Genomic DNA, 11459 nt, shown 5'->3' with positions numbered 1-11459 from the left:
GTCTAGGGTTTCAGGAGATGGCGCAGGCGGTGCCGTTCAGGGCGAAGGCGGACGGTGCCGCCGTGTTGCCGGTATGCGTGGCCTGGAAGCCGAAACTGGTGCTCGCGCCGGGCGCCAGCGTGCCGTTGTAGGCGACGTTGCGGGCGGTCACGGCGCCCGAGGAACCGGTGAGCGCGGCGTTCCACGAGCCGGTGATGGCCTGGCCGGAAGGCAGGGTGAAACCGAGCGTCCAGCCGTTCACGGCGGCATTGCCGGTATTCGCCACCGTGACATTCGCGGTGAGGCCGTTGCTCCACGTGTTCGTGGCATAGGTGACCCGGCAGGAAGAGGTCTGCGGCGGCGTCGGAGAAGTGGGGATGCCTCCACCGTTCACCTGGGCGGCGAAATCGGTCACGGCGAGGCCCGCGCCGCCGATCCACGGCTCGAATCCGGCCTGAATGCTCGTCAAATACCAGGAGCTGGTGATCGCGCCGCGATTCTGTACGTCACGGATGAAGTCGAGGACGCTGAACGACCAGGACTCGATGGGCGACGGCGCGACGTAGGAAATGACGGCATTCGAGCCGTTGCTGCCCCGCCAGACCTGCCAGGTGCGGCCGCCGATGGTGGCGTTGCCCACCGCCGAGCCGATCGGCTGGATGGATCCCTGGCGGTTGAACCAAATCATGATCTCCTGCTGGTTGACGCCGTCGGTCTTCGGCGCCGGGTCGAGCCAGATGTCGAACGAGGCGTTGTAGGTGGCGCCCTGCACGTAGCGATAGCTGACGCGGCTCGTCGCGCTGGAGATGTCGCTCACCCGCATCGGCAGGTTGGTGCCGGGCGAGCAATTCGTGTAGTGGCAGCCGTAATAGACGGCCGGGTACGAGACGGGGGCGCCGCTCGTGTTGCCGGTGCCCTGCTGGCTGGTGATGGTGAAGCCGGTGCTGGTCACGTCGATGCACTGCTGGGCCGAAGTGCCCCAGCGGTTGTTCATCACGACGTAGCGGCCGCCGATCGTGGTGCTGCCGTACTGCTCACAGATCTGGACGTCGGCCGAGGCGGGCCCGGCCGTGACGAACGCCGTCACGCCGGCCGCGGCGAGCAGTCCGGCGGCCAGGCAGGCGCGGAGGATGCGTCTCATATCAACGGTCTCCGGGGGAGGGGACGGGGGATGGGAGCGCTCCCAGCGTACGTTACAGGACATTCACAGACATGAAAAGAGGGGCCTCGCCGCCGGTCACCGCGCGGGGCGGAAATGCGACATGCGAAGGGGCAAATTTGCCTGGAGAACGGTCGGGGGACAGAATGAAACCGTATCGACATTCACGGCGTCGCCGAACGTGCGCATAGTCGTGACTCAAATGACATCGCTGTAGGAGCGGGGCACACCATGGCCAAGCAGGTAATAACCCTTCTGACCGACGACCTCGACGGCGGGGAAGCAGACCGCACGGTCGAGTTCGGACTCGACGGTGTGAACTACACGATCGACCTCTCCGAGAAGAACGCCGGCAAGCTTCGTAAGGCGCTCGACCCGTTCCTGAACGCGGCCACCCGGGTCGGCCGCAGCGCCGTCGCGTCGCCGGTCCGCCGCGGCGCACAGGCGAGCACCGGCCGCGCCAGCCGCGACCAGAACCAGGCGATTCGCGAGTGGGCGAACAAGAACGGCTACGAGGTTTCCGAGCGTGGCCGCATCCCGAGCCACATCGTCGAGGCGTACCACAGCAAGCGCTGAACAAAACGGCGCCGCCGGGCCACCGGCGGCGCCGTTGTTCGCTTTCCGGGGAGGCCAGTCATGCCGGTTGTCATCGTCACGGGCGCATCGAGCGGCATAGGCCGGGCCACCGCCCAGCGTCTCGCCCGCAACGGCACGACGGTCGTCCTGGCGGCCCGCCGAGCCGACAAACTCGCGGCGCTGGCCGAGGAAACCGGCGGCGTAGCGATCCCCACCGACGTCCGAGACCCGGCAGCCATCACGGCACTGGTCGAACGGGCCCGCGCCATCACCGGCCGCATCGACGGCCTCGTCAACAACGCGGGCATAGGCGGCGCCGCGTCGGTCCTGTCCGACGACGACATCGTGGTCGGCATGGTAGAGGTGAATCTGGTGGCCCCGATCCGCCTCATGCGAGCGGTGGTCCCCATCATGAAGGAGCAGCGCGCCGGCGCCATCGTCAACATCGGCTCGGTGGCCGGCGAGGTCGGCATCAGCGGCGCCTACTCGGCGACGAAGTTCGCCCTCCGCGGCATGACCGACTCGGTACGCCGCGAACTGGCCGGCACGGGCATCGGCATCACGCTGGTGGAACCCGGCTACATCGCGGGCGCGGCGAACAAGAACCGAGCCAACCTGCCCGGCCCGGAAATCGTGGCGGCGGCCATCGAAAGCGCCCTGAAACGCCCCCGCCGCCGCGTGATCGTCCCCGCCAAGTACCGAGCGGCGGTGGCGGCGGCGAACGTGTTCCCGTTCCTGGCGGACCGGATGTATGCGGGTAAGGCGGCTGGGAAGAAGGAGCTTAAGGGGCGGCTTTGAGGTTGGCGGGGGTGCTCGCTGATCGGGCCGTGGGGGCTCGTGGAGCGCCCGGCCGCGGGGCCCTCGCCCGCCCGCCGAGCCTGCCCGCCCGCGGAGCCTGCCCGCCCGCGGAGCCTGCCCGCCCGCGGAGCCTGCCCGCCCGCGGAGCCCGCCCACCCACGGAGCCCGCCCACCCAGGGGGAGCCGCCCGATGCCATTTTCCCGCGAATGGGAAAGATCGTGCAGTAGGCCTGTGGAAAGCCGGGATTGTGGATAACTCATGGGCGACCAGCGGACGGTCTATCGTGTTGGCAGCGGTCGGGAGCCGCTCCTATCAATACGACGCGCCGGCTTTGTCTCACGCCGCTGAGAAGAGTGGGGACGGCCGGTTGCTCTTCGGTGCTCGGCAACGCCGGGGGAATGCGTCTGGATTATGGCCGTGTGATGTCGGGCGCGGCCGGGCGTGACATCACGCGCGCTGAAGGTGCGTCGCCGCGGGGGATGCGGGGCGCAGCGTCCGTCGCGTGACGGTGCAAGCGTCGGGTGTGCCCTGGGGCGTGACGTCGCACGGTTCAAGGGCGACGGCCACGCGGTGAAGGGTGCGGCAATCCGGGCCAGGGGGTGCGGCGTGCGGTCCAGAAGGCGGGCGGCGGCCAGGGGTTGCGGCGTGCGGTCCAGAGGCGGGCGGCGGCCAGAGGTTGCGGCGTGCGGTCCAGAAGGCGGGCGCCATCCACGGTTGCGGCGTGCGGTCGAAGCGGGAGGTGCGGTCCCAAAAGCGGGCGCCGCTCAGGGATGCGGTCCAAAGGCAGGCGCCGCTCAGGGATGCGGTCCAAAGGCAGGCGCGCTGAGGGGCGCGATCCGAGGCCGGGCGCCGGCCAAGGGACGCGGCGCGCCGGTACAGGCGCCAAGCACGCCACCCAACCGGTGGACCGCGTCGGCCGAAGGGGCGCGAGCTGACGGCACAGCGTGAAGTCCCGGCACCGGGCGCGGTATCAGAGGCGCAGGGCCGCCGGCGCGTGCGCCGGGACCGCCGGGGACTGGGGCGGGATCGGCGCCAGGCGCAGATAACCCTCGCCCTGGGGCGGGCGCTTGTCCGGCTCGTTCTTGTTGGGCCACAAGGCTGTCGCCCGCTCCGCCATTGCCGTGATGGTGAGGGACGGGTTCACGCCGAGGTTGGCGGGCACCGCCGAGCCGTCGATGATGTGCAGGCCCGGGTAGCCGAAGACTCGGTGGTATGCGTCCACGACGCCGGAGGACGGGGTCTCGCCTATGGTGGCGCCGCCGAGGATGTGGGCCGTCATGGGGATGTTGAAGATGTCGCCCACCGTGCCTCCGGGGAAGCCGCCGATGCGGGTGGCTATGCGGCGCACCGCCTCGTGGCCGATGGGGATCCAGGTCGGGTTGGGGGCTCCGTGGCCGGGGCCCGTGGTCAGGCGGCCCCGGCGGGTGCGGCGGACCGTCAGGGAGTTGTCGGCGGTCTGCATGACCAGGGCGATGATGGTTCGTTCGCTCCAGCGGCGCACCGACAGGGAGCGCATCAGGACGTACGGGTGGCGCAGCGCCTCGCCGAGGAAGCGCACCGGGCGGGGCAGCCGGCCGCCGCCGTCGACCAGCAGCGTGGAGAGCAGGCCCATCGCGTTGCTGCCGGGGCCGTAGCGCACCGGCTCGATGTGGGTGGTCGCGTCGGGGTGGAACGACGACGTGATCGCCACGCCCGTCGAGAACGGCTCCGCCGGCACCGATCCCGCCTGCGCGCCGAGCAGCGCCTCCGAGTTCGTGCGGGTCAGCGCGCCCAGCTGGGGCGACAGTTTCGGCAGCACGCCCTTGTCGCGCATGGCGTGCAGCAGCGACTGGGTGCCCAGCGCGCCGGCCGCGAGGATCACTTCGCGGGCCGTGAAGACGCCCCGGGTGGTGACCACCGCCCAGCCGGAGGCGATGGGGCGCAGCGCGGTCACCGTCGTCAGCGGGTGCACCGCCACCCCGGCGCGTTCCGCCAGGTACAGGTAGTTGACGTCGAGCCGGTTCTTCGCGCCCACCTTGCAGCCGATCATGCAGTTGCCGCATTGGGTGCAGCCCGTCCGGTCGGGGCCGGCGCCGCCGAAGAAGGGGTCCGGCACCCGCTTTCCGGCTTCGCCGAAGAAGACGCCCACGGGGGTGCGCCGGAACGTGTGGCCGACGCCCATCTCCTCCGCCACGTCGCGGATCACCACGTCGGACGGTGTCATCGCCGGCTGTTCGGTGACCCCGAGCATCCGGGACGCCTGGTCGTAGTAGGGCGCCAGCTCGGCCGCCCAGTCGGTGATGCCCGACCAGCGCGGGTCGTCGAAGAACGTGGCGGGCGGACGGTACAGCGTGTTCGCGTACACCAGGGAGCCGCCGCCGACCCCGGCCGCCGACAGCACCACGATGTCCTTGAGCAGGGTGATCCGCTGGATGCCGCGCAGCCCCAGCTTCGGCGCCCAGAGGAAGTTGCGCAGGTCCCACGAGCTCGACGGGAGCGTCTGCGGGGTGAAGCGCCGGCCCGCCTCGAGCACGCCGACCTTGTAGCCCTTCTCGGCGAGGCGGAGCGCGCTCACGCTGCCGCCGAAGCCGCTGCCCACGATCACGACGTCGTAATCAGCCACGCCTCACTTTTGCATTACCCGCCGGTAACCACCAGACCTCAGACCAGTAAAACCTTCAGATGGCTGCCGGAAGCGGCATCGTCGAACGCCGATGCCGCGTCGGCCAGCGGGTGGGTCGCGGTCACCAGCCGGGACACGTCGACCTGGCCGGTGACCAGCAGCCGGATCGCCTCGGCGAAGTCGGCGGGCAGGTAGGTGGCGCTGCCCTGAATGCGCAGCTGACTGTCCTGCACGAGTGGCAGCGGGATCGACACGCCGGCGGCCGGCACGCCGACCACGACGACCGTGCCGCCCTTGGCGGCCATGGCGAGCGCCTGCGAGGTCGTGCTCTGCGAGGCGACGCAGTCGAAGACGACGTCCGCGCTCTCGCCCAGGGCGGCGCGCACCTGATCGGCCGCGTCGGCCGCCGTCGCGTCGACGGCCGCCGCGGCGCCGAACGACAGGGCTCGCGCGCGGTTCGCCGCCGAGCGCGCGGTCATGACGACGCGCTTCGCCCCGTACACCTGGGCGACCAGGAGAGTGAGCAGGCCGATCGGGCCGGCGCCGAGGATGGCCACGGTCTTGCCGGCGACGCCGCCGGCGAGCCCGATCGCGTGCACCGGCGTGCCCAGCGGCTCGATGAAGGCGGCCGTGGTCCAGTCGAGCTCGTCGGGGATCACGTGCAGCCGGCGCTGGTCGATCGTGAAGTAGTCGGCCATGCCGCCCTGGTCGTGCGCGCAGCCGAAGAACCGCAGCCGCTCGCAGATGTTCTGCCGGCCGGCGAGGCACTGCTTGCACTCCCAGCAGGGCAGGAACGGCTCGACCGTGACGCGCTGACCGGCCTCGAAGCCGGTGACGCCGGGCCCGAGCGACGTGATCGTGCCGGAGACCTCGTGCCCCGGCGCGTACGGCAGGGTGATGAAGGGGTGCCGTCCGTGCAGTGCGTGCGTGTCCGAGCCGCAGATGCCGGCCACCGCCGTCCGCACCAGCACCTCGCCGGCTCCGGGCGTGGGCACCTCGGCAGAGACCACCGTGACTCCGTCGCCGGAGACGATCACACGCTGCATCATGTGGTGACCTTAAGCGTTGTACCCCGGGAGAGGGCAGCTCTGGTCTGACCTTTAGAACCGCGCGGCGGTGACACTTCCGCGAACCACCCCTTTCTGGACATATATCGCCGAGCGGGCATCGCGCCCGCTGTCGAGAAAGGACACTCATGCGGATTCGCTCTGCTTTTGCCTTTGCCGCCGCCGGTGCCGTCGCGGTGCTGGGCCTCGCCGCCCCGGCCCAGGCCACCGTCAACATCGGCAACGTCGACGTCACGGTGACCGAGATCGCCTCGGGTAACGAGTACTACCTGCTCCAGAACGTGTCGGTGCTCCAGGCGGCCCAGGTCTGCCAGGTCAACGTGGACGTCGTGACGGCCACCCTGCTCGGCGGCAACTACGCCAAGTGCTCCAGCAAGACCAACAACCACCAGAAGGCGTGGATCAAGAAGCACTGAGCCCGAAGCACCCGCCGGCCCGGATCGCTCCGGGCCGGCGGGCCCCTGGCGCCGGGCGCGGCGGCGGTTCATGCTGCGGCCATGCTGTCGTATGCCTCGGGAACCTCGGATCTGCCCCTGCTCGGCGAGACGATCGGTGAGAACCTCGAACGGACGGTGTCCCGCTTCGGCGAGCGGGAGGCGCTGGTGGACGTGGCGGCGGGCCGCCGCTGGACGTACGCGGAGCTGAACGACGACGTGGACCGGCTGGCCCGCGGCCTCCGCACACGCGGGATCGGCAAGGGTGACCGGGTCGGGATCTGGGCGCCCAACTGCGGCGAGTGGGTGATCACGCAGTACGCGACCGCGAAGATCGGCGCGATCCTGGTCAACGTCAACCCCGCGTACCGTACGCACGAACTGCGCTATGTCGTCGACCAGTCCGGCATGCGCCTGCTGATCAGCGCGACCGCGTTCAAGACGAGCGACTACCGGGCGATGATCGAGGAGATCGGCTTCACCGACGTCGTCTACCTTCCGCAGATCTCCGAGATGTTCGAGGACGGCGAGCCGATCACGGCCGACCTGTCGTTCGACGACCCGATCAACATCCAGTACACGTCGGGCACCACGGGCTTCCCCAAGGGCGCGACCCTCTCGCACCACAACATCCTCAACAACGGCTACTTCGTCGGCGAGCTGATCAACTACACCGAGCACGATCGCGTCTGCCTGCCCGTCCCGCTCTACCACTGCTTCGGCATGGTGATGGGCAACCTCGCCGCCACCTCGCACGGGGCCTGCGTCGTGCTGCCCGCGCCTGGCTTCGACCCCGCCGCCACGTTGCGGTCCGTCGCCCAGGAGCGGATCACGTCCCTGTACGGCGTGCCGACCATGTTCATCGCCGAGCTGGGCCTGGCCGACTTCGGCTCGTACGACCTGAGCTCGCTGCGTACCGGCATCATGGCCGGCTCGCCGTGCCCGGTGGAGGTGATGAAGCGCGTCGTCGCCGAGATGAACATGGCCGAGGTGGCCATCTGCTACGGCATGACCGAGACGTCGCCGGTCTCCACCATGACCCGCCCCGACGACACCTTGGCCCGGCGCACCGAGACCGTCGGCCGCGTCATGCCGCACCTGGAATCCAAGGTCGTCGACCCCGCGACCGGCCTGGCGGTGCCGCGCGGCGAGCCGGGGGAGCTGTGCACTCGCGGCTACTCGGTGATGCTCGGCTATTGGGACAAGGCGGAGGCGACGGCCGAGGCTGTCGACGCGGCTCGCTGGATGCACACCGGCGACCTGGCGACGATGGACGCCGACGGCTACCTGAACATCGTCGGGCGCATCAAGGACCTGGTCATCCGCGGCGGCGAGAACGTCTACCCGCGCGAGGTCGAGGAGTTCCTCCACACCCATCCGGACATCGCGGACGTGCAGGTGATCGGTGTGCCCGACGCCAAGTACGGCGAGGAGCTGATGGCCTGGGTGGTGATGCGGCCCGAGGCGGTGCCGCTGACCGCCGACGATGTCCGGGCCTTCTGCGCCGGCAAGCTCAGCCACTACAAGATCCCGCGCTATGTGCACGTGGTGGACGGCTTCCCGATGACCGTCACCGGCAAGGTCCGCAAGGTCGAGATGCGCGAGAAGGCGGTGGGCATCCTCGGGCTCTCGTGACGCGCGGCACGTCGGGCATATAAGAGGCCAGTGGCCCGTTATGGTGGACGTACAAGATTCCACTGGCCTCTTAAGGAGCCGGCAATGAGCAAGGTTTGGCTGATCACTGGTTCGTCCCGCGGCCTGGGCCGTCAGCTGGCGACGTCGGTGCTGGAGCACGGCGACCGGGTCGTCGCGACCGCGCGGCGCCCGGAGCAGATCAAGGACCTCGCCGAGACGTACGGGGACCGCGTGCGCGTCATCGCCCTGGACGTGACCGACGCCGACGCGGCCCGGGCGGCCGTCGCCACGGCGGTCGACGCGTTCGGCCGGCTCGACGTGCTCGTCAACAACGCCGGGTACGCGGACGTCGCCTCGATCGAGGACATGCCCGAGGACGTCTTCCGCCGGCAGATCGAGGCGAACTTCTTCGGCGTCGTCAACGTCACCCGCGCCGCGCTGCCGGTGATGCGCGCGCAGGGCGGCGGCCACATCATCCAGATCTCCTCGGTCGGCGGCCGGGTCGCCAGCATCGGCCTCGGCGGCTACCAGTCCGCCAAGTGGGCCGTGGGCGGCTTCTCCGAGGTGCTCGCCAAGGAGGTCGAGTCCTTCGGCATCCGGGTCACCGTGGCCGAGCCGGGCGGCATGCGCACCGACTGGGCCGGCGACTCGATGGGCACGTGGGCGATCAGCGACCCCTACAAGCCGGTCATCGAGCCCGCCGTACGCCGCTTCGGCGAGCACAACGGCAACCAGCCCGGCGACCCGGCCCGGATCTCCCAGGTCCTGATCGACGTCGCGAACCACCCCGAGCCGCCGCTGCACCTGCTGCTCGGTGCCGACGCCGTGGCCGTCGCCCAGGCCAAGGCCGAGAGCCTCGCCGCCACGGACGCCCAGTGGCGGGCGGTGAGCGAGTCCGTAAGCTACACGGAGTGACCATGCGGGTGGACGACCAGCAGTTCCAGCGGGCTCGCAGCCCCGAGCAGCGCGAGGCCCGGCGGCGGGCCATCCTCGAAGTGGCCGAGCAGCTGCTCACCGAGATGCCGGTGAGCGACATCAGCCTCCGCGAGCTGGCCCGCCGGGTCGGGCTGTCCAAGACGAACGTCGTGCGCTATTTCGAGACCCGCGAGGCGGTCTTCTTCGCCCTGCTCAACCGCACGATCGGCGACTGGCTCACGGCGCTGCCGCGGGAGCTGCCGGCCGCCGGCCCACCGGCCGAGATCATGCGGGCGCTGGCGTCGTCGCTGGCGAGCCGCCCCCGCATGTGCGACCTGTGGAGCTCGCTCGGCACCGAGCTGGAGCGCAACATCCCCGCCGAGGCCGTCCGCGACTTCAAGCTCGCGCACGGCGACCATCAGGCGTCGCTGGCCGCCCTGCTGCGCGAGCGGATCCCGGAGCTCACCGAGCAGTCCTCGCGGGAGCTCGTGGCGATGACCATCCTGCTGCTGGCCGGGCTGTGGCCGTTCGCCAACCCGTCGCCCTCGGTGGTCGAGGCCACCGAGGACCCGCGCCTCGCCGGCTCCCGCGTCGACTTCGCCGAACGCCTGGGCCGGTCGCTGACCGTCACAGTCGCCGGCCTGCTCACCCTCGACCCGGCAGGACGGCCTCAGCGACGAGAGCTCGACCCGGCGGGACGGCCTCAGCGGCGATAGATGGTCATCGAGTGGCCGACCTGGCCGATCGGGGTGCTCGAGTCGATCAGTCGTCTCAGGTTGTCCCGGGCCAGGGCCACGCGGGAGTCCGAGACGACGACGATGCCGTGCACCTGGTCGAGCGGGACGGCCAGCGGGTTGGCGGCCTTGATGCCGTAGTACGACGGCACGCCGCTGCCCTTGTAGACGAGCCAGACCCGCTCGCCGGGATGGTCGCGCTTCAGGGTCTCGGCGAGCCGGGGCAGGTCCTGGCCCCAGTCGACGTTGGAGTCGTGCAGGTTGGTGTGCGTGTTCGCCGTACCGCCGAACGCCTCGTTGGAATAGGGCAGGTAATAGGGGAACGTCCGCAGGGAGCTGACCGCGACGAAGGCGACCAGCGTGGCGGTGGGGATCCACGCCCACCGCCACCGGATCAGCACGACCGTGCCCGCGACCACCGCCAGGAACATCGGCATGGCGATCACGTAGCGGGTGCCGTAGTCGCGCGCGCCGGTCATCGCCACCAGCATCAGCACGCCGGCCGGCAGCAGCGTGTAGAGGCCGGCGACCCACTTCTTGACCAGCATCGTCACCGTGCCGGCGAGCCAGAGCGCGAGCATACCCAGCGGCGTCTTGATCAGCAGCGCGACGGGCAGGTAGTACCAGCGCGATCCCCGGTACGCCTCGCCGAGCAGGAACCCGTTGAACGTCTGCGACTCGAACGTGAACTGCATCAGCACCCCGTCGCGGTACGCCCGGGGGAACGGCAGCAGGTCGACGGCGAGCCCGCGCAGCCCGCCCGGAGGCGCCAGCCCGGCCGGCGTCGTCCACCGCAGCCGCGGATCGACGGCCAGATAGACCGCCCACACCGCCGCCACCGCGATCAGCCCGACTCCCACGGCCGCGGCGAGCCGCAGGCCGACGTCCCGCCAGGTCCACTTCGCCCGACAAAAGGCAAAGACCAGCAGCAGAGCCAGCGGTACGGCGGGAAGCGTGCTCGCCCGCGTCGCGAGAGCCGCACCCAGCGCCACCCCGGCGAGCGGAAGGGAGAGCCGTGGCCTGTCCCGCCCCCGCCACAGCAGCCAGAACGTGGTCAGCACCAGCCCGGCCGCCGGCACGTCCAGCGTGGCGAGCGACCCGTGCGCGATCACGTCGGGCGAGAAGGCGTAGAGGGCCAGCGCCACCAGACCGGCCCACGGCCCGGCCAGGTCCCGCGCGAAGAAGAGCACCACGAGCCCGAACAGCAGCGTGAGCACGATGATCGGCAGCCGGGCCGCCAGCATCAGCCGATAGGGGTTGTTGCCCGACTCGTAGAGCAGATGCCGCCCCAGCAGCGACTGGTTCCCCCGGTACGCCGGGTCGAGCTTGGCGTCCTCGAAGGCCAGCCCCACCGCCATGACCAGCTTGGCCAGCGGCGGATGCTCCGGGTTGTAGCGCAGGCTGTGCTGCTGCGCGTAGACGACCGCCGTGCCCACGTACACCGGCTCGTCGATGGTCGGCGACTGCCGCACCGCCGTGGTCACCATGGCGAACGCCATCTGCCCCAGCAACAGCGCCACCACCACGGGATAGAGCAGGCGCCGTCGCAGCATCGCGCC

Annotated in this window: 10 protein-coding genes; 6 read left to right on the top strand and 4 right to left on the bottom strand. The window is 70.4% G+C overall.

The annotated features are described in order from the left end of the window. Positions 1-10 precede the first annotated feature (10 nt). Positions 11-1120 (bottom strand): glycoside hydrolase family 12 protein, encoded by a 1110-nt coding sequence (locus Ade02nite_RS02240; protein WP_203759780.1) that lies wholly within the window; start codon positions 1118-1120, stop codon positions 11-13. Between the two features lie 249 nt (positions 1121-1369). Between Ade02nite_RS02240 and Ade02nite_RS02235 the strand changes: the two genes are divergently transcribed. Both Ade02nite_RS02235 and Ade02nite_RS02230 read left to right on the top strand, forming a co-directional pair. Continuing rightward, positions 1370-1714, top strand: a complete 345-nt coding sequence (locus tag Ade02nite_RS02235) for a histone-like nucleoid-structuring protein Lsr2 (RefSeq protein ID WP_203759779.1) — start codon at positions 1370-1372, stop codon at positions 1712-1714. Between the two features lie 60 nt (positions 1715-1774). Beyond that, positions 1775-2512 (top strand): SDR family NAD(P)-dependent oxidoreductase, encoded by a 738-nt coding sequence (locus Ade02nite_RS02230; protein ID WP_203759778.1) that lies wholly within the window; start codon positions 1775-1777, stop codon positions 2510-2512. A gap of 971 nt (positions 2513-3483) precedes the next feature. Here Ade02nite_RS02230 and Ade02nite_RS02225 read toward each other — a convergent pair. Then, positions 3484-5115 (bottom strand): GMC oxidoreductase, encoded by a 1632-nt coding sequence (locus Ade02nite_RS02225; protein WP_203759777.1) that lies wholly within the window; start codon positions 5113-5115, stop codon positions 3484-3486. Positions 5116-5153: 38 nt separating this feature from the next. Then, a complete protein-coding gene (locus Ade02nite_RS02220; RefSeq protein ID WP_239168462.1) occupies positions 5154-6164 on the bottom strand; it encodes a zinc-dependent alcohol dehydrogenase in 1011 nt (336 codons plus the stop codon). Between the two features lie 146 nt (positions 6165-6310). Between Ade02nite_RS02220 and Ade02nite_RS02215 the strand changes: the two genes are divergently transcribed. The 4 genes from Ade02nite_RS02215 (at position 6311) to Ade02nite_RS02200 (ending at position 9882) form a co-directional block, all read left to right on the top strand. After that, a complete protein-coding gene (locus tag Ade02nite_RS02215; RefSeq protein WP_203759776.1) occupies positions 6311-6598 on the top strand; it encodes a hypothetical protein in 288 nt (95 codons plus the stop codon). An 81-nt stretch (positions 6599-6679) separates the two neighbouring features. Beyond that, positions 6680-8251: an AMP-binding protein gene (locus Ade02nite_RS02210; protein ID WP_203759775.1), complete on the top strand. Its 1572-nt coding sequence runs from the start codon at positions 6680-6682 to the stop codon at positions 8249-8251. Positions 8252-8335: 84 nt separating this feature from the next. After that, the gene (locus Ade02nite_RS02205; protein ID WP_203759774.1) at positions 8336-9166 is read left to right on the top strand and encodes an oxidoreductase; all 831 of its coding nucleotides are present in this window, start codon (positions 8336-8338) and stop codon (positions 9164-9166) included. A gap of 2 nt (positions 9167-9168) precedes the next feature. After that, complete coding sequence (locus Ade02nite_RS02200; RefSeq protein ID WP_239168470.1) at positions 9169-9882, top strand: TetR family transcriptional regulator; 714 nt, start codon at positions 9169-9171, stop codon at positions 9880-9882. Here the strand turns inward: Ade02nite_RS02200 and Ade02nite_RS02195 are convergent. Then, the gene (locus Ade02nite_RS02195) at positions 9870-11453 is read right to left on the bottom strand and encodes an ArnT family glycosyltransferase (RefSeq protein ID WP_203759773.1); all 1584 of its coding nucleotides are present in this window, start codon (positions 11451-11453) and stop codon (positions 9870-9872) included. The two genes, Ade02nite_RS02200 and Ade02nite_RS02195, sit on opposite strands and share 13 nt — an antisense overlap. Positions 11454-11459 lie beyond the last annotated feature (6 nt).

It is taken from the genome of Paractinoplanes deccanensis (genome assembly GCF_016862115.1).
Lineage (GTDB): Bacteria > Actinomycetota > Actinomycetes > Mycobacteriales > Micromonosporaceae > Actinoplanes > Actinoplanes deccanensis.
This window is presented reverse-complemented; position numbering and strand designations above follow the sequence as displayed.

Bases quoted from the DNA above. Each gene is read 5' to 3' on its own strand.
- Ade02nite_RS02240 (WP_203759780.1), bottom strand. From the start codon at position 1,120: ATGAGACGCATCCTCCGCGCCTGCCTGGCCGCCGGACTGCTCGCCGCG.
- Ade02nite_RS02235 (WP_203759779.1), top strand. From the start codon at position 1,370: ATGGCCAAGCAGGTAATAACCCTTCTGACCGACGACCTCGACGGCGGG.
- Ade02nite_RS02230 (WP_203759778.1), top strand. From the start codon at position 1,775: ATGCCGGTTGTCATCGTCACGGGCGCATCGAGCGGCATAGGCCGGGCC.
- Ade02nite_RS02220 (WP_239168462.1), bottom strand. From the start codon at position 6,164: ATGATGCAGCGTGTGATCGTCTCCGGCGACGGAGTCACGGTGGTCTCT.
- Ade02nite_RS02215 (WP_203759776.1), top strand. From the start codon at position 6,311: ATGCGGATTCGCTCTGCTTTTGCCTTTGCCGCCGCCGGTGCCGTCGCG.
- Ade02nite_RS02210 (WP_203759775.1), top strand. From the start codon at position 6,680: ATGCTGTCGTATGCCTCGGGAACCTCGGATCTGCCCCTGCTCGGCGAG.
- Ade02nite_RS02205 (WP_203759774.1), top strand. From the start codon at position 8,336: ATGAGCAAGGTTTGGCTGATCACTGGTTCGTCCCGCGGCCTGGGCCGT.
- Ade02nite_RS02200 (WP_239168470.1), top strand. From the start codon at position 9,169: ATGCGGGTGGACGACCAGCAGTTCCAGCGGGCTCGCAGCCCCGAGCAG.
- Ade02nite_RS02195 (WP_203759773.1), bottom strand. From the start codon at position 11,453: ATGCTGCGACGGCGCCTGCTCTATCCCGTGGTGGTGGCGCTGTTGCTG.